Source organism: Halocatena pleomorpha (assembly GCF_003862495.1).
GTDB classification, from domain to species: domain Archaea; phylum Halobacteriota; class Halobacteria; order Halobacteriales; family Haloarculaceae; genus Halocatena; species Halocatena pleomorpha.
In genome coordinates, this window is the sequence record NZ_RRCH01000027.1 from 16945 (window position 1) to 39781 (window position 22837).

Below are 22837 nucleotides of genomic sequence, written 5' to 3' on the forward strand. Positions count from 1 at the left end.
AGCCTCAAAGCTCTCACTGCCCCACACCCCTTCCCTTTCCTCTGCTTGATAATCTCTCCCATGTGCTTTTCAGGATGCACCACCCAGGTATAGTATGGACGATCGGGAGTGCTTCGATCGATTGGACTCAACAGCGTCGGACACGGAGGATCTGTTCGAGCACTTCGAGCGGCGCACCGCAGCCGATCGTACGTACCACGCACTCCCGAACGCACGACACGGCATCGAACGCGGCACCGTCGTCGTTGAGGATACCGTCGTCAGAGGGTATCCAAAGATTCCTCGGATACTCGTGCTTGACACTGGCATTCCAACGTTTTTCGAGAACAAGCTCGCGGTTGAGGAGAAGCTCGATGGAGTGAACGTACGGATCGCAAACGTGAATGAACCGCTTGCGTTCACTCGCAGTGGATACATCTGTCCGTACACGACGGCGCGCGCGAAGGAACTCCTTGCCCCAAACGAATTCTTCTGTGACCATCCAGAGCAAATGCTCTGTGCCGAACTCGTCGGCCCGGAAACCCCGTACACGACACACGACTACGAGGAGATCGATTCCCACACGTTCTGTGTGTTCGACATCCGCGATTGCGAGTCCGGCAAGCCGCTTTCTGTCTCGGATCGACGCAGACTCTGTGTCGAATACGGGTTTCCTCAACCCCGCTTGTTCGGTCGATATCGCCCGCCGCAGGCAGTCGATGGCGTCCGCGACGCCATCGAAACGCTGGACGCGGCGGCACGAGAGGGCGTCGTCATGAAGACGTTACACGGAGAAAAGATGGCGAAATACACGACAGAATCTCAACACCACGAGGAACTCGCCTACGCGTTCTCGTTGCCGTTCGATCGCGGCCGGGAATTCGTCTTCTCGCGCCTCGTTCGTGAGGCGTTTCAGGCAGCCGAATTCGAAGCGGACGACGACCAACTCCGAGAACGCGCACACCGGTTGGGCGAAGCGATCTTGTTGCCGATGGTCGAAACCATTCGAGACGCGGCAAACGACAAATCCATCGGTGAACGGTTCACTGTGCGTGGATCTCCTCAGCAAATCGACGCCCTTCTCGAACATCTGTACGACCAATCACTGACACTCGAAATCGACGAGATCACGCGTGAAAACGACGAACAGACCGTTGAATTCGTGAAAGTAGCCGAAGCAACACGAGACCAGATTCACTACTACCTTGAACATGGTATTCATCGGGACTGATATAATAACTGTTCTAGTCGCAGCAAAACGTCTTCTGAGATAAGGTATGAAGTCTATACAAGGAGTCAGTACCAAGTGTTCGGGACGACCTAATCCACACAGATAGGCTAGAAAATATTAATAATACATGACAGATAGAGCACGCGAGAACGAGGACAGCGAAACCCGAGAAGTGATCGATCGTGCCGCGTCAGGCGCGCCCGCCGCCGGATGGGCGATCCGTGACCGGTTTTCGTCGGACGAGATCTTCCAGCGGTTGGTTGCGAGCGCCGACGAGGAGATCGCCACCGGCAAACAAGAACTCATTTTCAGCGGCTTCGCTGCCGGGTTTGCGATCGTACTATCATTCATCGGATACTCTGTCGGGAAAACGTATTTTCCTCATAACAATTTTCTGAGTTCTATTCTGTATCCACTGGGATTCATGTACATCATCCTCGGTCGGTATCAGCTCTACACTGAAAACACCCTTCCGCCGGTCGTGTTGGTGTTGACCCGACTCGCCAGCGTACCGTTGTTGTTTCGTGTGTGGACAGTCGTACTGATCGGAAACGTTCTGGGGGCTGGTCTCGGAGCGTTCATCCTCGCCAACACACACGTCTTGTCCCCAGCAACGATGGAGGCGGGAACGACGTTCGCTAAACACGGGCTCGAAACCGGATGGTGGGACGTCTTTTTCAAATCACTGTTTGCCGGTTGGCTCGTTGCTGGAGTGGTGTGGCTCGGAAACGCCGCGCGCGATACGATCGCGCGCCTGTTGCTCATTTACATCGTCTTTTATACGATCGCCGTGGCTGATCTCTTTCACGTTATCACGGCCGTGTGTGACGTATTTTATTTCGTATTCGTCGGCGGAGGCGGGGTAAGAATCTTTTATGAGTTCTGGTTTCCAGTGTTACTCGGAAACACCGTTGGCGGTGTTTTCCTTGTTGGTCTGGTGAACTTCGCTCAGGTCGAACAGCATACCTACCCGGAGACCCGAGTACTCTCTTCGCGGGAGTTGTTGTTCAGTTGGAAAGGGGGACAAACAAACGAGCCATCCCGCTCGGCCGAAGAGGAGTCTAAGCCTATTTCCGAATAACTCGATACGCCACAGCTTCCACGGTACGAGACACTTACGGCGAAACGGCACTCAGATACCGGTAGAAACAGTGGGACCGCGTATCGACTGATTACCATCGAGCGTGCGACTGAAGCACACATCAATAGCCATCCGATCAAGCACCGTCGTCTGTTGTCAATAGTGAACAACCGGGCGGTCTAACCTGTGAGTACGACCTATTTTCGACGTGTATGCTCCGAGTATTCAAGTGCCTCGTACCCAAACGCGCATCTCGTGGTATGCAATGACTCCACAATGGGATGACGTAAGCTTCGTCCTTGCATCAACGTATCGCGTCGACGTGCTCAATCACCTCGCAGACGGATCAACAACGCCGTCGAAACTCTCTTCGGAATCGCAGCTTCCGATTTCCCACGTTTCACGGGCATTGCGTGAGCTTCGTGACCATTCACTCGTCGAACTGCTCGTTCCAGAGGACAGAAAAAAAGGACGCATCTACGGGATTACCGACCGAGGAGCCGATGTCTGGGAGACGATCCAGGCCCAAAACCTCGCGTGACCGCACCCCGTAGTCGTCTCTCGTGGTACTACTTCGTAATCCAGTGAACCACACCTGACGGAGACGAGGTGACAGAAACCGCTGTTTCTCGACCGGGGTTCAAACGGAACGTACCAGTTCAAAGCCCGATCAGCTCTTCAGCGAAGGAAGTGGTTGCGATCGGCACCCGAGAAGGTCCACACATCAGTGAGAGTGCGTGGCGTCAATACGACGTGGTTTTTTTGCTTCTTCCCGGAGTGTATACGGTATGGAACTGTGGGGTGGTGAGAGCTACTGGCTCGTCCGGTTCGTGTTCCAGCGAACACTCGCCATCATCTACGTCGTTGCGTTTCTCGTTGCGTTGAAGCAGTTTCGGCCTCTTGCGGGCGAAGAGGGGCTATTACCGATCAAGGAGTACGTCGAAAACGCGACGCTCTGGGAGCGGCCAAGTCTTTTCTATGTGATTCCAGACAATCGTGTTATCAGTGCTGTCGGCGCGCTCGGAGTCGGGCTTTCGGTTCTCGCTCTCCTCGGAGGACCATACTGGGTGCCCGAACCGTACTCTGTTCCCGCGTCGATGGTTCTCTGGGGCGTATTATGGGCACTGTATCTCTCTTTCGTCAACGCCGGTCAGCTTTTTTATGGCTATGGCTGGGAGACGATGCTCCTGGAAACCGGATTTTTGACGATTTTCCTCGGAGCCGGAACGACTAGACCACCAGTCGTAATCATTTGGTTGCTTATCTGGGTACTGTTTCGAAACATGTTCGGAGCAGGTCTCATTAAGATCCGTGGTGATGAGTGTTGGCGAGATCTGACCTGCCTCGATCACCATTATGAAACCCAGCCGATGCCGAATCCAGCGAGTTGGTTCGTCCACCACCTTCCTGACCGATTTCATCGCGCAGAGGTGCTCTGTAACCACATTGTCGAATTGGTGATTCCATTCATACTGTTTGCCCCACAGCCGTACAGATCGGTCGCGGGCGGGGCAACGATCCTGTTTCAGGTGTGGCTCATGTTCACCGGCAACTTCTCGTGGCTGAACGCTTTGTCGGCAGTCCAAGGAGTGGCAGCGTTCAGCGACAGCGTGCTCACAGCGATCCTCCCAATCGGGATTCCAAGACGTGCTCCGCCACCGTTCTTTCTCGAAGCGGGAGCGCTACTCGTAGCCGTGGTCGTCGTTGTCTTGAGTGTGCAGCCGGTCCGGAACATGCTCTCTTCGAAACAGGTGATGAACACCTCGTTCGATCCGCTTCACCTTGTCAACACGTACGGCGCGTTCGGTTCGATCACGAAAACCCGGTACCAACTCGTGATCGAAGGAACCAAAACACCGAATCCGGACGAAACGGACTGGACAGCCTACGAATTCAACGGACAGCCAGTCCGGACGGACCGGCGGCCACCCCAATGGGCACCGTACCACCTCCGGTTAGACTGGCAGCTGTGGTTCGCCGCGATGCGGTCCCGGCCTGGGCCACGCCAACGCTGGCTCCTCGTGTTCCTCAAGAGACTCCTCGAAAACGACGCCGCAACGCTCTCACTGTTGAAAGAGAACCCGTTTCCGGATGAACCACCGAAACAGGTGCGTATACTCCGGTATCGATACCGGTTCACGACACCCGAAGAACGCGCGGAAACCGGACAGTGGTGGCGGCGGGAACGCGTCGGATCGTACGTCACTCCCGTATCAGCGACAGAACTTACGATTTGATTGTCACGTTACGTCTCAAACAGGACCAATACCTACAAGAGGGACGAACTTCCACTAGCTTCTAAGGTGATATTTGAATGGGTAATCCGTTCGTTGAAGATCTAAATGACATATTTCGTGGCGCTCGCGTGCGAGTAACGACAGCGTCACACACGTACGAGGGGTGGGGGGGACGCTGGAACTACAATGATCAGGCGTTTCTCGTCTACGACGCCGAGCGGGAGGACGGAGAACACGTCGGTGCAGTCACGATTACTGATCCGGAAACTGTCGAGCGACTCGATTCGCTCCCGGCGATCACGGAAGTTCCGACCGACAGCGTTTCCCCGTCACCGTACAGCGTTCGTCGGACAGACGATCCGGATCACCAACAGTTCGTGAAGATTACCCGCGAACGAGGGCACCTCCTGACGTATCCGACCGTTCGGCCCGTCGGCGCGTCCGACCACGCGTATGAGATCGTCGCGGGCCACCGCCGGTTTCATGCAGCCCGAAAGGCGGGACTCGATACGATTGCGGTGCGAATCATGGAACTCGACGACTGGGAAGCTGCCACGAGGTTCGTTGACGAACACATCCCAGTCGAAGGGGGAGACGAACGAGACATGTACTCTCAACAGGAGATCGACCGGGCGATCGCGCGACTCCGTGAGGAGTGGTCGGATGATCGACTGCAGGAACTGACGCCACTAGCTCCGTATCTTCGAGAAATGCTGGCAGCCACCCGACGAGAGGCGATCCGACAAGGACACGTAACTAATGGGCGACCATGATCGAGTTGACACGTTCCGGATGCAGTCTCGATCACGAGACCGGAAATCGTGAGCACCTCACCGAGATTTCGATGTGTTGTCAACAGTCTCGATCAATTATAGTCCAAATTACACCATATTTCATCTATCAGAACATCCAAGACCGAGACACGACTCGCTACACACAAATAGTATGACAGAGCCAGACTCGTTTACGGTTACTCCACTCGGTGGCGCACAGGAAGTTGGCCGTTCGTGTTATCACGTCGCGCTCGGTGATCGAACGTTTCTCATCGATTGTGGACTTCGTCAGTCGACGCCGACCACGTTCCCCGACTTCGAGGCGCTTGCAGGCCCGATCGACGCCGTGTTTCTCACACACGCACACATCGACCACATCGGCGGATTGCCCGCCCTTGAACGCGAGGGGTATCTCGCTGACGATGCGCCGATCATCTGCACTCAGCCGACTGCCACGTTGGCAAACACCTTACTTTCGGACTCACTTGAAATCCACAAGGCGAACTGTGACCGAGACGGACGGACCCAACGATTCGGGGAGCAGGACCTCGAAGCCGTTTTGGATCGGTTCGACACCCGCAAGTACGGCACTGGAGTGTTCCACAGCGTCCAGTACCAGTTTGGCAGCGCTGGCCACCTACTCGGAAGCGCGTGGCTCGCGCTCGAACACGACCGCCGACGCGTGGTGTTTTCTGGCGATCTCGGCGGGCGGTCAGGCCACCTGAGAGAGATCGACACGCCACCGTCGGCCGACGTGTTGTTCCTCGAAAGCACCTACGGCGACCAAGACACCCATCCCTCGTTCAGCGGCGCGCAAACCACCCTGTGGGAGGAGATCTGTGCTGCGGTCAAGCGGGATCTACCGGTACTGTTGCCGACGTTCGCTACCGGGCGCGCCCAAGAGTTACTCCAACTGTTCACCCAACGAATCCGCTCCCAGCAGGCTCCCCCGGAGATACTCGACAAGATGGAGATCGTGTACGACGGCATGATCGAGGATTCGATGCAGATCTACCACGCCTTCGTGCGCAACGAGTGGTTGGCCGACAACGTCGTCACCTACAAGACCGATCACAACGACAGCAAACCGTTCCTGCCGGAACAGGCGTGGACGCCGTCTCAAGTCGCCGAACGCGAGCGGCTCATCACCGACGCCGCGAACGGGGAGACGGTACCGATCATCGTCGCGCCGTCAGGGATGTTCACTGGTGGCTGGTCGCCGTGGTATCTCTGGCAGCTTACCGAACACTGCGAGATGGCGCGCGTCTTCATCACGGGGTTTCAAGCCGCCTACACGCCCGGACGGGCGTTGCTCGAAGCCGACGAACCCACAGTAGAAGTCGAGATCACCGGACTCATGGAACCCGAGCAGGCCGACGACCGCATGAGCAACGGGTATGGAATTCACCGCAAATCGATCACCGTTCCCCGCAACTGGGTCGGTCGGATCGACGGCTTCAGCGCCCACGCTGCCCGACAAGGGCTGTTGCATTTCGCTCGGGAAGTCGATCCCGCGAGCATTCATCTCATCCACGGCGAACCGGAGACGATCAAATCCTTCCGGAACTATCTACAGGAGAACACCACCGCGATGGTGTCGGCAGCCACCAAAGGCGTCTCGGTTCCCATCGACTGGGCGACGACTAAAAGCGGTCTCACGTCGTCTGAGACGAACGGAGCGACCGAACCGCAGTCCTCGGGAGCAGCGGCTGACACTGCTGTCCAGAAGCTCCGCAGCTCGGAGGAACTCTCGCAGTTTACCGGCGAGAGCAATGCGTTCACCGACGAACAGGAAGCACGCATCCGCGAACTCGTCCGCGAGGAGCTCGTTCGACTCGCACTCGGAGGCACCGAATGAGAAGCGCGTCACTCGGTGTTTTCCTCGGACGAGCGTCCGAGAGAGTTCGACGACCGATACAGATTCACGGCCAGCCCCGCGATGAACGCGAGAAGTCCGGAAAGTGCGATCCACACGAGGTTGGGATGCTCGAATCCCAGATGCAGTATAGCAACCATGGTGTCGGTTATAGCGTAAACAGTTACATCCCAGTTTCGATGCCTACATTACTGACCGAGGGACCAGATGATCAATCGACGCCTATAAATGAAAATATGAATATATTTTTTAGAGTCGAGTCAGCATCCGGCACGGAGACGTGTCGATCCGCCCGGTTACACCACTGTTACTACCCGACACCAATGATAGCGAATTGATTTATCTCCGGCGGTAGTACAGATCGGTACGATGCAATCGACTTCGGAGCCGCGAGACAACGAGATTGAGCACGATGAGACGTTCGAACAAGCCATCACGGCGATGCGAACGCGCCGTTCGGAGCACAATTTCGCGTCGGACGCGGAACTCGACGACGCGACGCTCGAAGAGGTCATAACGGACGCGACGCTCGCGCCGTCTTCGTACAATCTTCAGCCGTGGGAGTTCGTCGCCGTCCAAGACGAGGAGCGCCTGGATACGGTCGTCGAACTGGCGTTCGGACAAGAACACATTCGAGACGCTGGGACGGCCGTGTTGGTCGCCGGACACACCACGCCGAAGACGGCCGATCGCGTGTTCGAGGAGTGGACCGACTCCGGACAGATGGACGCGGAGACGGCCGCCCAAACCAAGGAGCAGACCGTCGAGATGTACGCGGACGAACGGATGGGACGAGATTATGCGATCCGGAACGCTTCGCTCGCTGCGGAGAATCTTCTGTTGTCCGCCCACGCGCGCGGGCTCGCAGCAACGCCGATGATCGGCTTCGACGCCGAGGGAATCGCTGAATTCCTCGGATTGCCAGACGACACGGTTCCGGTTGTGTTGATCGCCCTCGGTCCGAGCGGCGGCGAGGAACCCGATCGGCTTCCCCGTCGCAGCGTCAACGAAGTGCTTCACAGAGAGGAGTACTGACGCCACTAGCGCGATCGATCGCTACCAGAACGTTTCTGTTCACCGACAGTATAGCGAACGACACCATCCGATTGGATACTATTCCTGTGCGTTAACCGTTCGTAATACCGCTATTTTAGTTAATCATATATTTATATAGATGCACTCTAAATCGGGTGCATGGCACGATATACCGGCCCACGGAGCAGTCCGATCAACCGACGACAGTTACTCCGAGGAATAGGAGTCGCAAGCGTGGTTGGACTTGCCGGCTGTCTCAATGGCGATAACAACGAGGACAACGGTGGAAACAACACCAACAAGCTGGAACAGTTAGAAGAGCCGAACGTCGACTTCGCCAATGCACAGACGGGCGGGACCCTGCGGATCGGGGCAACGACGAACGTCGAATCGTTCGACCCACCGTACAGCACTGACGCCCAGTCGACCCAAGCGCAGGATTTCATCTTCGAGCAACTCGTCACCGCCGACCGGAAAGGGAACCTCTACCCGTGGCTGGCGAAAAGCTACGAGCAACGAGAGATTCAGGAGATCGACCGGACCGCCTATACGGAGTATATGACATCGGTCGGCACTACTGATAAGGGCGCACCCGACACCGACGCGCAGATCATCGTCCAGCATCCGGAGGACGATCCGGCAAAGAGCGATGAGGTGCGAGTGCTCACGCCCAAAGAAGCCGCCGATGCTGTTGATGACGGTGTGTATGGGATGCAGTTCCGGTATCAGCTCCGGAAGGGTGTCAAATTCCACAACGGTGAGGAGTTGACCGCCGAGAACGTCGTCCGCACCGCTGAGCGCTACGAAAACTCCGATGTTTCTGCGCAAACGTTCGACTCGCTATTACACGCCCGCGCGGTCGATAAGTACACGGTCGATCTGTTCGCCCAAGTCCCCGACGCCGAAGCAGAACGCGAGCTGCCGGGATTGTACATCCACGCGACTGAGCAGGCCGGTCTCGACGACGGCGCGCTCGATCCGCGACAGGGCAACACACCGATCGGCACCGGGCCGTACACGCTTGATACCTTCGAGGACGGACAGTATTACGAGCTGTCGAAGTTCGGGAACTACTGGGTTGAGAACAAAGGCGTCGACTCGATCGACTGGTTCGACGGGCCATCAGCGTTCCCGGACGGACCGGTGATCGAGAAGCTCGCGGTCGAGATTATCCCGGACGCCGCCAGTCGCTCGGCCGCGCTCCAGAACGATGAGATCGACGTCACCTCCGGGCTGGCGTCGAACACGCTCGATGAGTTCCATAGCGACGACGGCTACCGCGTTGCCGCGGTCGAAGGCGGCTCGTATGACTACATCCAGTATCCGGTCAACACTGAGCCGTGGAACGACGAGCGGTTCCGGCGGGCCGTCAACCATCTCGTACCACGAGAGAGCATCGTGAACAACGTCTTGAACGGGTGGGGACGGCCAGCGTGGACATCGATCCCGAAGCTGGCTGAGAAAAACGGAACGGCTGATATTGACGCATTAGAGAAAGAAATCCGCCCGTCCAACGAGTACGACACGGAAAAGGCAGCCGAGCTGCTGGATGAGGTCGGCAACGAGCTTGACATCGAATATCCCATCGAGATCCAGATGGAAGTCAATGCGAACAACAAAGACCGGGTCAGTATGGTCGAGTTGATCGCTGAATCGATGGAGCAGACCGACTACTTCAAGGTGTCAATCGAATCCTACGAGTGGAACACCTACACCGCCCGAGTGATCAACCCCGACTATCAGAACAAGGGGCTGCTCCCTGCTATCGGGCTGTCAGGGACGTTCAATCCCGAGAGCTTCTGTGAAGCGCTACACCACAGCAACAACGTCGGCCAGTGCTGTAACCTGAACGGGATCAATGATCCCAAACTCGACCAGATGATAAACGACGCCCGGTATGATCCCACGGTCGTGAAAGACCCCTCGGTGCGGGCCAAGCGCTACGATGAAATTTGGAAATATCTCGCGAAGAAACGTTACAGTTCAATTACCCACTTCAGCACCACGTCCGCTGTGATGAGGACGAACGTCACCGGATTCAAAGCGAATCCATTCACCGAGTTCCTCTACTCGTTCGCGCTGTACGCCCCCGAGGAATCACAGGCGATCTGGTTGGAGAAATCGGACTGATTATTCCGTATCATCGCAGATCAAACCACTACGTTTACAATGATCGACAAAACACACAGATGGGTGATACGGTAGCATGAGTCTCCGACGGTTCATACTGCATCGGATTCTCTCGATCGTCCCGATCCTGTTCGGCGTCTCGGTGATCACGTTCGGACTGTTCCATCTCACGCCGGGCGATCCCATCAGCCAGATGGTCGCGCTGAATCCGGATATCACAGCGGCCGAAGAGGCCCGGATACGGGCACAGTACGGACTTGACGGCCCGGTGTACCAGCAGTACATGACGTGGATGGGCAACGTCCTGACTGGCGACTTCGGGACAGTCATCAAGAACAACCGCGAGGTTTCGGCGGTTGTCATGGCTCGGTTGCCAGAAACAATCGCGCTCGGCCTGTTCGGCTGGGCGTTCGGTCTCATTATCGCCATTCCGACGGGGATCTACGCGGCGGTGAACAAAGGCAAGCTTGGCGACACAGCGAGTCGATTCGTCGCGCTGTCAGGCATCTCGATCCCGAACTTCTGGTTGGGATTGATGCTCATCCTGATCGGCGCGCTCTGGTTGGACCTCTGGCCGGTGCTCGCGCCCTCGCGGCTCCCGTTGTGGCATCCGAAGATGCTGTGGTACCTCATTCTCCCTGGATTGACGATCGGCACCGCGTCGGCGGCGTCGATCATGCGCGTCATGCGCACCTCGATGGCAGAAGAGATGAACAAGGAGTACGTGACCGCCGCACGGGCGAAGGGGCTCCCCGAACGGCAGGTGGTGCTCAAACACGTCCTACGGAATTCGTTGATCTCGGTCGTCACGCTCGCAGCGACCCTCACAGCGAGTATCGTCGCCGGTTCGGTCGTCGTCGAAGTCGTGTTCAACTGGCCGGGACTAGGCAAGGAATTCATCGACGCGATCAACGCCCGAGAGATCAACCTCTTGATGGCGATCACCTTGTTCACCGGCGTGTTCATCATTCTGGCGAATCTGCTCGCAGACATCCTCTATGCGGCGTTGGATCCACGAATTAGATACGAGTAACACATGTCTACAAAACGAGGCCGAATTCGGATTTCGGGATTCGACGCGGATCAGGTCGAATCACGCGATCCGTTATCAGACTGGACAGCGGACAGCGAGGTAACGACAGAGAGCCGATGGCGTCGCGGTTGGAAGCGGTTCAAGCGCAACCGCTCAGCGATGGTCGGGGTCGCGGTCGTGGCGGTGTTATCAATCGCCGCCCTGCTCGCCCGACCGATCACCGTGGCGGGGGTCCCGATTCAGCCGATCGCGTTAGCGCCGTACGAACCATCGACGATCCTCTATTTACAGGACCCTACCGTCGAGGTGTACGATCCGCCGTCGCTGTCTCATCCCATGGGAATCGACGACTCGGGACGAGATCTGTTTTCACGGATCCTGTACGGCGGCCGGTACAGCATCTCGATCGGGTTCGTCGTTGTCGTACTCACAGCGGGTTTCGGAACCATCTACGGCGCTGTTTCAGGGTACTATGGTGGTTGGGTTGATGAGATCATGATGCGGATCGTAGATACGATCTACGCGTTTCCGGGACTGGTGTTGGCACTAATCATCGTCACGATCCTCGGCGGGGGGTACTGGCAGCTCGTGCTCGCGTTCACCGTGTTCGGGTGGGCGAGCTACGGCCGCCTCGTCCGGGGTGAAGTGCTGTCGATCAAGGAAAACGAGTACGTGATGGCAGCGAAAGCCCTTGGTGCACGGGATCGGTGGGTGATCTTGCGACACATCATTCCGAACGCGATCCCACCACTGCTCGTGGTCGCCTCACTCAACATCGGGACCGTCGTGATCGGCGTTGCGGCACTCGGCTTTCTTGGGCTTGGTATGCCGCCCGGCACCGCCGAGTGGGGAACGATGCTGGATGCGACCCGCGAGACGCTCATCCAAGGACCGGACGGACAGATCCCATGGTGGGCAACGGTGTATCCGGGAATGGCGATCTTCCTGTTCGTGATGGCGATGAACATGATCGGTGACGGCATCAACGACGCGCTTGATGCCCAAGCAGCGACGATGGACGACCAAGGTGGTGCCTGATGGCGCTACTCGAAGTCGAGGATCTGACTGTCGAGTTCTACACCCAGGAGGGCGTCGTCACCGCTGTCGACGGGTTGAGCTACTCCATCGAGCGTGGAGAAATGTTCGGCGTCGTCGGTGAAAGCGGGGCGGGAAAGAGCGTGACTGCCCTCTCATTGATGCGACTCATCGAGCGTCCGGGACGGATCACGAGCGGCGAAATCCGGTTTAAGGATCAGAACATTCTCGAAATGACCGAGTCAGGGGTCCGTTCGATCCGTGGCAGCGAGATTGCGATGGTGTTTCAAGACGCCCAGACCGCACTCAACCCGGTGTACACCGTGGGTGAACAGATCTCGGAAGCGATCCGTCACCACCTTGATTACGACGACCACGCGGCAAAAGAGCGAGCGATCCAACTGCTCGATACGGTGAATATCCCGGACGCGGAGTCGCGGTACTCTGATTATCCGCACGAGTTTTCCGGTGGGATGCAACAGCGGGCCGTGATCGCTATGGCGCTTTCGTGCGATCCGGAGCTGCTCATCTGCGACGAGCCAACGACCGCGCTTGACGTGACCATCGAAGCTCAGATCTTAGCCGAGATCGAGGAACTGGCCGAGGAGTTCGACACCGCGGTTCAGTTGATCACCCACGACTTGGGCGTTATCGCAGAGATCTGTGATCGAGTAATGGTGATGTACGCGGGCAAACCCGTGGAAAAAGCCCCCGTCGAGGAGCTGTACTACGATCCGAAACACCCCTACACGGTCGGACTGATGAGTTCGATCCCACGCGTCGGTGATAACCGTGATCGCCTCCAGACGATTCCTGGAACCATGCCGGATCTCGTGGAACTCCCGCCGGGCTGTAGCTTCCATCCACGGTGTCCGTTCGCTGAAGAGAGCTGCTCGCGCACAGAACCCTCGCTGACCAACGTCGAAACCGGACAGGCAGACCACGGTGATCATCTCGCGGCCTGTCTCGAATACACCGGTGGTCTCACAGGAGAATTAGATTACGAAGTCGTTGTTGAACAGACGGATGCGGTAGAAAAACCCAACCAGCTCGGAGATGATCAGAATGTCTGATACATCAGACCCGATCCTGCGGATCGAGGGACTGAAGAAGTATTACGATACATCGAGCGGCTTCGTTGACAGCTTGCTCGGGCGGGGCCAGACGGTGAAAGCGGTTGACGACGTTGCTCTCAAGCTGCACGAAGGCGAGACGCTTGGGGTCGTGGGCGAAAGCGGGTGTGGCAAAACGACTCTCGGTCGATCGATCCTTCGGTTGATAGAGCCGACCGACGGAAACGTGTACTACCGTGGCGAGGAGTTGACGGACGTTTCGAGCACGCGGCTCCGGCGTCTTAAAACGGATCTGCAGTACATCTTTCAAGATCCGTTCGCCAGCTTGGATCCCCGGATGACAGTGGGCGACATCATCGGTGAACCGCTCGATGTCCACGGAATTGCGACGGGAGAAGAGCGCATCGATCGGATCGGCGAACTGCTCGAAACCGTCGGGTTGAGCGCGAACTACACCCGGCGCTACCCACACGAATTCTCGGGGGGGCAGCGCCAGCGCATCGGGATCGCCCGCGCGCTGGCCGTCGATCCAGAGATCATCGTCTGTGACGAGCCGGTGAGCGCGCTTGACGTGAGTGTACAAGCCCAGATCCTTAATCTATTAGACGACCTTCAAGAAGAATTCGGACTGTCGTACATCTTCATCGCGCACGATCTGAGTGTCGTGGAGCACATTTCTGATCGGGTCGCCGTGATGTATCTCGGGGAGATCGCAGAAGTCGGACCGACCGAAGCGGTGTTCTCACCACCCCACCACCCCTACACAGAGGCCCTGTTGTCAGCGATCCCCGAACCCGATCCACTGTGGGAAGGCGATCGGATCACCCTCTCGGGTACCGTGCCATCACCGATCGATCCGCCGTCTGGCTGCCGGTTTCACACGCGGTGCCCACGGATCATACAACCGGACGAGTTCGATCTCACGCAAACTGAGTGGCGCTCGATCGTAGATCTCAAACTGCACGCGAGCGACGCGAAGAGCGTCAAATCACTCACCACTACGGAAGAGGGGTCGGTGGATATTGACCTCTCGGCTGTGTCGAACGACCAACTTGACAGGCTGGTCCGTGCGGAGTTCTCGCTGCCCGGTGAGCTGAGCGATCCCGAGGCAGAAACAATTCTCTCGGCAGCGATCGATCGTCTTCATGCAGGCGAGATCGCGGCCGCAACCGATCGGCTCGGGGCGTTCGTCTCTCCGTGTGAACGCCACTCACCGGAACAGTATCGATCCGACGATACGCACCGAATCGCCTGCTTGCTGTACGAACAGGGGTTCGATAGCAGTGGTGACTCAGCCGGTGGGACCGACGCCGTCGTCGAGAACTAACCGCTCCGAACGTTTTAGTCGACATAACGCTTGGAAAGGGTATGCGTCGGATCTACGAGTCCGAGGCCCTCCACCGGGACGACGAAGAGCAGTTCACTCCGAACCAGCGACGCTCCGAGACGCCGTTTCAAGCGATGCCGTCGGTGAACACCACGGCGCTGAGCCGACGGTTGCTTCCCAACTGGCTCCGCAATCGAGCCGTCTCGGTATCGGTGTCGACACCCCGCGAAGAGTTCCCGCTGGGGACGACGATCCCGTTTCGGGTCACGATGGCCAACGCGCTGCCGGTTCCGGTCACATTCCGAACGCGCTCACCGATCCTGTGGACGTGGGACATCGATGGCGAAACCAAAGCAACACGCACACAGATTCGGGAGCCACCCGACGAACCGGGAGAGTTTCGGTTCGAGCGTGGCGAACGCAAACGGTTCAAACGACGGTGGAAACAACTGTTTCGTGTCTCGGCGTCAGAATGGACGCCCGCTGAGCCGGGCGAGTACACGATCGGCGCGGGACTCAACGTCGATAATGCTGTCCAACGGGGATTGTACGACCAAACGACGGTTCGCGTCTCGGACGCGTGATCAACCTTCCGAATAGAGATCCGCGATTCGTTCCTCGTAGCGCTGTACGATCGCGCGGCGTTTTTTCTTCAGCGAGGGCGTGAGCAAACCGTTTTGCGGTGTCCATCGTTCAGGGACGAGTTCGAACAGTTTGATCTGCTCTTCGGACTGGAACCGGCGATTGACCGCGTTCACTTCTTCGACGATCCACCGTTGGACCCGTTTATCGTGACACAGTCGCTCCCGACGGCTGGGAAGTCGGATTCCTTCTCGATCAGCCCATCGACGGATTTCCTCGAAGTTCGGAACGATGAGTGCGCTGATGAACTTCTCGTTGTCGCCAATGATCATGATCTGTTCGACGCGGTCACTAGTTGCAAAGGCGTTTTCGATTGGTTCGGGAGCGACGTTCTTGCCCGTCGAAAGAACGAGTAGCTGTTTGAGTCGGTCGTGGAAGATGAGATATCCGTCGTCGGTCAGCTCCACGATGTCGCCAGTCCGAAACCAGCCGTCCTCGGTGAAGGCGGTTTCAGTGGCATGAGGATCTTGCCAGTAGCCGCCCGTGACGTTTGCGCCACGAACGAGAAGTTCACCGATCTCGCTCGTGGAGTGCTGTTTCCGGCTCTCATCGATCTGTGAATCATCGAGAGACACCTCCACGCCAGGGAGTGGCGGTCCGAGCGTGCCCGGTCTGGGCTCCTCGATCGGATTGACGCTCACGACGGGAGCGGCCTCCGTGAGACCGTACCCTTCATAAATCGTTAATCCCATCCCGTCGAACAGTTGAGAGAGTTCCATCGAGAGACTCCCACCGCCACTGATGAATCCGTCGACGCCACCACCGAGCTCCTCCCGGACGGTGCTGTACACCAATCGGTCAGCGAGCGCGTGTTTGAGTCGGTGGAGGATGCTATACTCCGAGCGCTGTGAATGCTCCCTAGCGACGCCGAGCGCCCAATCGAAGATGTGCTCTTTGAGTCGCGATCCCTGTGCCTGTTCCTGCATGGAATCGTAAATGCGTTCATACACCCGAGGAACGCTCGTCAGCCCGTCCGGACGGATCTTCCTGATGTCTTCTGCTACTGTTTCCGGCGACTCAGCGTAGGCGACTGTCCCTCCCGATGCGAACATGGTGAAATGTCCCACAGTCCGTTCGAACACGTGGGCGAGTGGGAGAAACGAGAGAGACGTTGTGTCCTCGTCGAAGACGAACATATCATCGGGCTTGTCCGGTCGCGGCCCACCTCGCTTTCGAATCCCGCTGACGTTGGCTTGGAGGTTCTGATGTGTGAGTTTGACGCCCTTGGGCTGTCCAGTCGTTCCCGACGTGTAAATGATGGTCGCTAAATCGTCCGTCGACTGGGAGCTGAGCCACGTTTCGGGCTGGGACGGCTGTGAATTCTGTTCTCCACGGCGATACAACGCTCCGAGCGTGAGGATGTCCTCACGGGTCTCCGCCAGAGAGGAGTCGTCCATGACGATGAGAAACCGAAGATCGAGATCGCCTTCGACCGTGAGAACACGCTCCAACAGCTCTTCGTTTTCCACGATCAGACCGACCGCGCCGGAATCGGAAAGAAGATACTGCATCTGTTTTGTCGATGACTCGGTGTAGACGGTTGTCACGACTGCACCAGCCATCAACAGTGCAAAATCAACCTGTGCCCACTCCATACGCGTATCAGAGAAAACGGCAACCCGTTCACCCGGTTCGATACCAAGTGTGCGAATCCCGGCTGCGAGCGTGTGGACGATCTGTTGCATCTCGTCGTAAGTCAACTGTGCGTATTGCCCGGCTTCCGAGGCGTCGATCACACCCGCTGAAACGAGCGACCGATCGTATATTCCCCCTTTGTACCGCTGTGCGGGCTGGTCGCGGTTGGCGCTGGCACTCCTCTCGAACGACTGGCCCATTGTCGCTGCTTCGATAACCGCATCATCATACTCTTGTTCGGATTCCCACCACTCAGCACTCGGTTCTGCTCGACCGCTCATTCTTGATAACGTGTATCCCCCACCAGATAACCGTTTAGTCTATAAGGACATATTACTGTTAGATAATTTTAAGAATGAAGCTCGCAACCGTCGAGCGTGCGCTCTGTTCCTTGAATCGAATCGATTATCACGGCACCGCTTGGGCGTTCCACCACCCAGTAGAGTTTGTAGGCGTCAACCACGCGGGTAATCTCGGTCTCGGGGACATCAGCGAGCACTGAGGTCCGAAGCGTCCACTTAAACGCCTGACTGCGGGCCTTCTCGTCGGCTTGTCGTTGGTCAAGCTCGCTGGGCAGAACGATCACGTCCGAAACCGTTTGACCGCCAGTTTCAGGGATCATGTCGGCTCTCACTGCGAGTCGCCGGGAGCAGTCCACGCTGACGACGTGATCATCCGTATACGACGACATGAAGGGCCGATCGACATCGGTTTCGGTTTCGTACACACGGTGTGGATACGCGACCGCGATGACTCGGCCCGTGGACTCGTTCGTGACCATCTCTCGCGTGATTGCAGGCGGAAACACCGAGAGATCGGCGTGTTCGTGGTGTTCTCCGGTAACCGCTGGCTGTCCCGCGTCGACGGTCGTATTCTCCGCTGCGACGGCGGCAACGTGATTACGGACGTTATCAGCCTCGGTTATGACCTTCGGGTCGCTGGCCGTACTGGCGGCGACTGCGCCACCATCAGTAGCATACTCGGGGGAATCGTCTTCTGAAAGTACGGCGGACAGTGGCTTATCGAACGTTGCGAACCGTTCGTCGACGCCATCCGGCGGGGACGTAAACAGCGAAACGATCACGAGCGTGAGCACTGAGAGGACGAACGCCGGGAACAGTCCGTACACCGTAACGAGACCGTACCAGAATCCGGCTGACTCGGCGGGCATCAGTCCGACTGCTTCCAAAACGGTCGGGAGTTGGGTCCACAGGATCATCGTGACCGTTCCGACGATCATGCTGGCGATCGATCCCTCAGCTGTGACGCGTTTCCACCAGAGCGTGGCGATGATCGTCGGGCCGATCGCCGCGCCTAGGCCGCCCCACGCGTAGTCGAGCACGAGTGTGTAGATTGGCGTGTTTCTAGCGAGGACTGCGAACGCCACGGACGCCACGCCCAAGCCAAGTGTCACATATCGGGAGTACCGAACGAGTTGTGCCTGTGTCGCGTCCCGATCGAAAAAGCCGTGGTAAACGTCCTCCACAACGGCACTGGTAGCGACAAGCAGCTGTGAATCCGCACTCGACATCATCGCTGCGAGCGCAGCCGCAAGCACGATTCCAGCGAGCACATCCGGCAGTAGATTGAGGGTCAACATTGGCATCACGGCGTCACCGTTCTCGATAGTCCCTCCGCCGAACACGGCGAGAGCGTACAGGCCGACGAACGCCGCACCGATGTACGCGACGAACATGAACAGTTGTGCGACGAGCGCTGCCAGGCGAACGTTTTTCACTCGATCGATACCCATAAAGCGCACCATGATGTGGGGGTTGCCGGGGACCCCCAGTCCGATGGCGGCGTAGCTGATGATTCCGAACGCGGCCGCCCATCCGGTCGCCCCGGCCGTAATGCTCGTGAGACTGCTCCCGTTTTGAGCCAGCGCCTCGAACGGGAGACCGATGTCAATGAACGCGATGATCGGCAGCACGATGAACGCCATGAGGATTATCGTCCCTTGGAAGTAATCGGACCACGCGACAGCGAAATAGCCACCGAGGAACGTGTAACCGATGACGATGACCCCGCCGACGACGATACCAACCAGCGGCTCGATGCCTGTCAGTATCTGTAGCAACGTCCCCGCCGCGACGATTTGTGCACCGACGTAGCCACCTTCAAACAGCATGAGCACCACTGCGGAAACACCTTTGACACGGCCGGTGTCGTCACCGAGTCGGTGAGCGAAGAACGTCGGCAGCGTTACTGAGCGGACCAACTCCGTGTACTTCCGGAGCCGTTTCGCGATCGCTGCCCACGAGAACAGATCTGCCGGAATCATCCCGAGCCCGTTCAAAAAAGCCATGATACCGGTTCCGTAGGCGTCTGCGGGGACACCGAGCGTGAGCCAACCGCTCATCTCCGAAGCACGCTCGGAAAAACCCGTCACAACGGGACCGATCTGGCGACCGCCGATAACGTAGTCCCCGACAGAATCCATGAACCGCGAGGTGTACAGTCCGATCCCGATAAGCACCAGCAGATACACGGCAAACGTTCCGAGTACCCAGACGCTCGCAGAACCAGCGATAGCGTCACTCGCCATGTCTTTCCTCCGTGTAGCGCTTTCGAAGCCGTTGCTCGCGTTTGCCTTCCCAGACGTAGTATACGATCAACATACCGAAAAACACAACGTACGGCCCGACCATACCGATCCAGTCGATAGTATTTATGGGCGCCATTACAAACACAACAACTCATACATACGTTTCTACCTTCTGGTTAATGTTTTAAAACCTACCATTCCGTCCGGGTCGATCATGGGTCTGTAGTGCGAGTGGCATAGGTTGGCCTTCCGTTCGTACTCGAACCGCTAGCAACGTCCAGAAAAGCTGTGGGTGGATCGAATACGATTCACAGCGTACGACCGTTCCGCTGTTGGGCACTGTCGGATCTATTCACAACGTTGTGTCTCTGGTCGGTGTGGCGCTGTGTGCAGGTAGACTGCGCTCGCGCACTACGACATTATACATTGCCGCACATAGACACTACAGGCGTTTATATTGATATATACATGAATTAGAACAGTTTAAGAATTACTGGGGTGTGGGTCGAACGTGTGGATCCGACATCGACTCAGAGCGCGTCCGATAACGTAGCAGGAACACAACCCGTTACAACTGGGAACAAGACAGGCACTACGACGGAATCAATGCACCGAGAGTACATTCTGGGCGTGAACATCGTTACCCAGAGAAACAAAGACCGTGTTCGGTTTCGATTCGAAGCGCCGAATCACAGGGGCGCCGTCTTTCGAGCGGCGGAGTCTGCAGAACTGTACGCTGACGTTTATTTCGATGTCAATGGTTTTGAGGAAGAAGGGACGGGAGAACGAGGCGTTCCACCAGTGATCATACAGGCCGGACGAGACACGCTGGCCACGTACCTTCTCACCCAACCACACACAGACATCAACTGGGTTGCGTCGTTCTACGGAAAAACGCCCCCAGCAATCGAACAGTACGTTGCAGCGGTCAGAACACGCGCCGAAGAGATCCGTGAGGGCGCAAAAGAGCGAGAGAGATCACAGCAAGTGATCAGTGACGGCTGACGATCCGGCATGGACCCGTTCCGATCGGTATATATCCCTTGGGAGTGATCGTTTCCCGACTGTACATCCGCGTATCGATATTATAAACGTACAACAGAAGACATTGTCATCGTTCGGTTGCATGGTCGAGTTCACTCGACGGCAACTGATGGCAACGTCTATGGCAGCCGCGCTTGGAGCGAGCGTCTCCGGTGTCGGGACTGCTGTAGCCACCGATACGAATACCCGGCGGGCTCCGTCTGTCCGGGGAGAACTCAAGCGGTTTTCGTCGACTGCTCTCGGTGCTGAAGTCACTGGTCCGTTCGTATTCAAGGACGGAACGCTCCTGTACAGCCTCCAGCATCCGAGCGGAGACAACCCCGAGCCATACAACAGATCAGGGATCGGGTACTTCTCCGGGTTCCGGTTCTCAATGGACGGCAGCAACGATGATTTCACCGAACTTTCGACGCCCCAAACGAACGAACAACAGGGGAGGATCCGTAGTGCGGGCGGAGAGTACGAATTCTTGGCACACGGGGGCGAGACGATTTCTGACACCGAACGACTCGGTGTGACTCAAACACCAGACGGAACGGACATCACGCGAGAGAATTTTTCCGGAACGATGTATGGCGATCCGGCTGCAAACCCCGACTGTAACCAGTTCATCCCGACGAATCCAGATGGGACTACTGGCTATCTGTTTACGAACTGGGAGAACAGTCCCGGAAACGTGTCACGCATCCCGATTAGTCAAGGTGAGAACGGAGGATGGAACGTCGACCTCGATGGGGCCATCAATTTAGCTGACACAAAGCCGTTCCGTGGGATCGATGGGACACGGATCAACTGTTATGGCGATCGCACTCCGTGGAACACGATGATCTCCGCGGAGGAAAACTACGCCCACCCCCGCGTTTCTGGGCCAACAACTGTCGGAGAGATCGTCGCAAACGGAACCGGTGAAGGATATATTGGTGCGTGTCAATTTTGGAATCGACCCGCACCCTCCGAGATCCAATCTGCGATCGAGGAATACTACGACGACGCGTGGACAGTACAAGGGTGGTGGGCACTATCAGGGATCGAATTTCTGGCGTACTATCTCGGCGCGCAGCCGACTGAATCCGCTGCCCCGATCAGCGGTCCGTATCCGAACCCGTACCGCTATGGCTACTTCCTCGACATCCGAGAGCCGACAGCCGATCCCCCACAACCGGTCAAATACTACGTAATGGGTCGGGCTTCGTGGGAAGCCCCCGACATTCAGAATGATCTGCGAACAGTGTACGGCTGCTCTGATGGCAGCAATAAGGGGATCTACAAGTTCGTGGCGGATCGGCCGATTCCCAGCTACCACGATCCGATGGACATCGCGGGCACCCTGTACGCTCCGAAGGTGACTAACGAGGCGGCTGCAAAACACCACTCCCCTGCTGACGTTCCGTTAGAGATCGAGTGGCTTGAGCTGGGGTACGCTACGAATAGGGAGGTCGAAGCTTGGATTGCTGAGTACGATGAGATTACTCAAGTCGACTATCTTGCTACCCATACCGAGGAGTGGACAGCAGAGGATCCAGTCACCGACGCGGTGCTCGAAGAAGCCGATCGGGAAGTGGTAGAAAATGGGAATCAAAATTATATTACTAACGAAGAGATCGTCGAATGGGCAGAGCAGTACGACGACGGAGATGTGGATGCAAAGCTCCGGAAAGTACCATTTTTGGAGACGCGTGCGGCTGCCAAGGAGGTCGGGGCGACGATCGAGTTCAACAAAGCCGAGGGCGTCGACAGTCACGACGGCGCGAGACCCGGTGATCCCGTTTATTTCGCTATTTCTGCGCTCAGCGATGGGATGTCCGAGGACGGCGATCTCCAGTTTGAGCGGGTCGATGGGGGTGTTGTCTACCGAGCTACCCTTCAGCACGATTACGACGTGTCGACGCTCGAACCCGTCATCGTCGGACCGGACGCTGGCGATCCTGCCGACAGTGCCGATGACGCATTGGTCAATGTAGATAACGTCTACGTAATGGACGACGGACGAGTCCTCTGTTGTGAAGACGCGGATCAATTCGGGCGTTCGTATAGTAACGACTGTCTCTACGTCTACCAACCCGAAGATGCGGATCAAGACCACAGTCACAATGAGGGCAGAAGTGACACGCCCACTACCACGCCGGAGTGGGAACACGCGGAAGGCTATCGCTAAGTA

The 22837-nt window shown here is 57.2% G+C and carries 18 protein-coding genes and 1 pseudogene; 15 read left to right on the forward strand and 4 right to left on the reverse strand.

Features of this window, described 5'->3' with window-relative positions; translation table 11 throughout:
- Window positions 1–94: 94 nt before the first annotated feature.
- The 6 genes from EIK79_RS11990 (at window position 95) to EIK79_RS12015 (ending at window position 7159) form a co-directional block, all read left to right on the forward strand.
- A complete protein-coding gene (locus tag EIK79_RS11990) occupies window positions 95–1210 on the forward strand; it encodes an RNA ligase (protein ID WP_124955350.1) in 1116 nt (371 codons plus the stop codon).
- A gap of 127 nt (window positions 1211–1337) precedes the next feature.
- Window positions 1338–2291, forward strand: coding sequence for a formate/nitrite transporter family protein (locus EIK79_RS11995; protein ID WP_124955351.1), 954 nt, complete (start codon window positions 1338–1340; stop codon window positions 2289–2291).
- A 265-nt stretch (window positions 2292–2556) separates the two neighbouring features.
- Entirely contained in the window at window positions 2557–2832 is a 276-nt protein-coding gene (locus EIK79_RS12000) for a winged helix-turn-helix domain-containing protein (protein WP_124955352.1), read from the forward strand.
- A gap of 253 nt (window positions 2833–3085) precedes the next feature.
- Window positions 3086–4528: a lipase maturation factor family protein gene (locus EIK79_RS12005; RefSeq protein WP_124955373.1), complete on the forward strand. Its 1443-nt coding sequence runs from the start codon at window positions 3086–3088 to the stop codon at window positions 4526–4528.
- Between the two features lie 128 nt (window positions 4529–4656).
- Window positions 4657–5301 (forward strand): ParB/RepB/Spo0J family partition protein, encoded by a 645-nt coding sequence (locus EIK79_RS12010; protein WP_233738131.1) that lies wholly within the window; start codon window positions 4657–4659, stop codon window positions 5299–5301.
- A 172-nt stretch (window positions 5302–5473) separates the two neighbouring features.
- The gene (locus EIK79_RS12015) at window positions 5474–7159 is read left to right on the forward strand and encodes an MBL fold metallo-hydrolase (protein WP_124955354.1); all 1686 of its coding nucleotides are present in this window, start codon (window positions 5474–5476) and stop codon (window positions 7157–7159) included.
- An 8-nt stretch (window positions 7160–7167) separates the two neighbouring features.
- On the opposite strand, the gene EIK79_RS18125 is transcribed toward EIK79_RS12015, so the two are convergent.
- The gene (locus EIK79_RS18125; protein WP_185715614.1) at window positions 7168–7317 is read right to left on the reverse strand and encodes a hypothetical protein; all 150 of its coding nucleotides are present in this window, start codon (window positions 7315–7317) and stop codon (window positions 7168–7170) included.
- A 229-nt stretch (window positions 7318–7546) separates the two neighbouring features.
- On the opposite strand from EIK79_RS18125, the gene EIK79_RS12020 reads away from it, so the two are divergent.
- The 7 genes from EIK79_RS12020 to EIK79_RS12050 all read left to right on the forward strand — a co-directional run bounded on the left by EIK79_RS12020 (window position 7547) and on the right by EIK79_RS12050 (window position 15394).
- Window positions 7547–8212 (forward strand): nitroreductase family protein, encoded by a 666-nt coding sequence (locus EIK79_RS12020; protein ID WP_124955355.1) that lies wholly within the window; start codon window positions 7547–7549, stop codon window positions 8210–8212.
- Between the two features lie 159 nt (window positions 8213–8371).
- Window positions 8372–10342, forward strand: a complete 1971-nt coding sequence (locus tag EIK79_RS12025) for an ABC transporter substrate-binding protein (RefSeq protein WP_124955356.1) — start codon at window positions 8372–8374, stop codon at window positions 10340–10342.
- A gap of 76 nt (window positions 10343–10418) precedes the next feature.
- On the forward strand, window positions 10419–11375 hold the full coding sequence (locus tag EIK79_RS12030; protein ID WP_124955357.1) for an ABC transporter permease: 957 nt from the start codon (window positions 10419–10421) through the stop codon (window positions 11373–11375).
- A 3-nt stretch (window positions 11376–11378) separates the two neighbouring features.
- A complete protein-coding gene (locus EIK79_RS12035) occupies window positions 11379–12413 on the forward strand; it encodes an ABC transporter permease (RefSeq protein ID WP_124955358.1) in 1035 nt (344 codons plus the stop codon).
- Entirely contained in the window at window positions 12413–13483 is a 1071-nt protein-coding gene (locus EIK79_RS12040; protein WP_124955359.1) for an ABC transporter ATP-binding protein, read from the forward strand. The genes EIK79_RS12035 and EIK79_RS12040 overlap by 1 nt, the downstream gene beginning before the upstream one ends.
- Window positions 13476–14810 carry an ABC transporter ATP-binding protein gene (locus EIK79_RS12045; RefSeq protein WP_124955360.1) on the forward strand — a complete coding sequence of 445 codons (1335 nt, stop codon included), beginning with the start codon at window positions 13476–13478 and terminating at the stop codon, window positions 14808–14810. The genes EIK79_RS12040 and EIK79_RS12045 overlap by 8 nt, the downstream gene beginning before the upstream one ends.
- Window positions 14811–14851: 41 nt before the next feature.
- Entirely contained in the window at window positions 14852–15394 is a 543-nt protein-coding gene (locus EIK79_RS12050) for a hypothetical protein (RefSeq protein WP_124955361.1), read from the forward strand.
- On the opposite strand, the gene EIK79_RS12055 is transcribed toward EIK79_RS12050, so the two are convergent.
- The 3 genes and pseudogenes from EIK79_RS12055 to EIK79_RS18130 form a co-directional block, all read right to left on the reverse strand.
- Window positions 15395–17368, reverse strand: a complete 1974-nt coding sequence (locus EIK79_RS12055; RefSeq protein WP_124955362.1) for an AMP-dependent synthetase/ligase — start codon at window positions 17366–17368, stop codon at window positions 15395–15397.
- Window positions 17369–17973: 605 nt separating this feature from the next.
- Window positions 17974–19635 (reverse strand): annotated as a pseudogene (locus tag EIK79_RS12060) (sodium/proline symporter); the annotation flags it as partial.
- On the reverse strand, window positions 19625–19771 hold the full coding sequence (locus EIK79_RS18130; RefSeq protein ID WP_185715615.1) for a hypothetical protein: 147 nt from the start codon (window positions 19769–19771) through the stop codon (window positions 19625–19627). The pseudogene EIK79_RS12060 and the gene EIK79_RS18130, both read right to left, overlap by 11 nt.
- A 470-nt stretch (window positions 19772–20241) precedes the next feature.
- Here EIK79_RS18130 and EIK79_RS12065 point away from each other — a divergent pair, with 470 nt between their 5' ends.
- Both EIK79_RS12065 and EIK79_RS12070 read left to right on the forward strand, forming a co-directional pair.
- A complete protein-coding gene (locus EIK79_RS12065; RefSeq protein ID WP_124955374.1) occupies window positions 20242–20640 on the forward strand; it encodes a hypothetical protein in 399 nt (132 codons plus the stop codon).
- A gap of 121 nt (window positions 20641–20761) precedes the next feature.
- Window positions 20762–22834: an alkaline phosphatase PhoX gene (locus EIK79_RS12070; protein ID WP_124955364.1), complete on the forward strand. Its 2073-nt coding sequence runs from the start codon at window positions 20762–20764 to the stop codon at window positions 22832–22834.
- Window positions 22835–22837 lie beyond the last annotated feature (3 nt).

Excerpts from the sequence above, each read along its gene's own strand:
- EIK79_RS11990 (WP_124955350.1), top strand. The coding sequence starts at position 95 with ATGGACGATCGGGAGTGCTTCGATCGATTGGACTCAACAGCGTCGGAC.
- EIK79_RS11995 (WP_124955351.1), top strand. The coding sequence starts at position 1,338 with ATGACAGATAGAGCACGCGAGAACGAGGACAGCGAAACCCGAGAAGTG.
- EIK79_RS12000 (WP_124955352.1), top strand. The coding sequence starts at position 2,557 with ATGACTCCACAATGGGATGACGTAAGCTTCGTCCTTGCATCAACGTAT.
- EIK79_RS12015 (WP_124955354.1), top strand. The coding sequence starts at position 5,474 with ATGACAGAGCCAGACTCGTTTACGGTTACTCCACTCGGTGGCGCACAG.
- EIK79_RS18125 (WP_185715614.1), bottom strand. The coding sequence starts at position 7,317 with ATGGTTGCTATACTGCATCTGGGATTCGAGCATCCCAACCTCGTGTGG.
- EIK79_RS12020 (WP_124955355.1), top strand. The coding sequence starts at position 7,547 with ATGCAATCGACTTCGGAGCCGCGAGACAACGAGATTGAGCACGATGAG.
- EIK79_RS12025 (WP_124955356.1), top strand. The coding sequence starts at position 8,372 with ATGGCACGATATACCGGCCCACGGAGCAGTCCGATCAACCGACGACAG.
- EIK79_RS12030 (WP_124955357.1), top strand. The coding sequence starts at position 10,419 with ATGAGTCTCCGACGGTTCATACTGCATCGGATTCTCTCGATCGTCCCG.
- EIK79_RS12035 (WP_124955358.1), top strand. The coding sequence starts at position 11,379 with ATGTCTACAAAACGAGGCCGAATTCGGATTTCGGGATTCGACGCGGAT.
- EIK79_RS12040 (WP_124955359.1), top strand. The coding sequence starts at position 12,413 with ATGGCGCTACTCGAAGTCGAGGATCTGACTGTCGAGTTCTACACCCAG.
- EIK79_RS12045 (WP_124955360.1), top strand. The coding sequence starts at position 13,476 with ATGTCTGATACATCAGACCCGATCCTGCGGATCGAGGGACTGAAGAAG.
- EIK79_RS12050 (WP_124955361.1), top strand. The coding sequence starts at position 14,852 with ATGCGTCGGATCTACGAGTCCGAGGCCCTCCACCGGGACGACGAAGAG.
- EIK79_RS12055 (WP_124955362.1), bottom strand. The coding sequence starts at position 17,368 with ATGAGCGGTCGAGCAGAACCGAGTGCTGAGTGGTGGGAATCCGAACAA.
- EIK79_RS18130 (WP_185715615.1), bottom strand. The coding sequence starts at position 19,771 with ATGGCGCCCATAAATACTATCGACTGGATCGGTATGGTCGGGCCGTAC.
- EIK79_RS12065 (WP_124955374.1), top strand. The coding sequence starts at position 20,242 with ATGCACCGAGAGTACATTCTGGGCGTGAACATCGTTACCCAGAGAAAC.
- EIK79_RS12070 (WP_124955364.1), top strand. The coding sequence starts at position 20,762 with ATGGTCGAGTTCACTCGACGGCAACTGATGGCAACGTCTATGGCAGCC.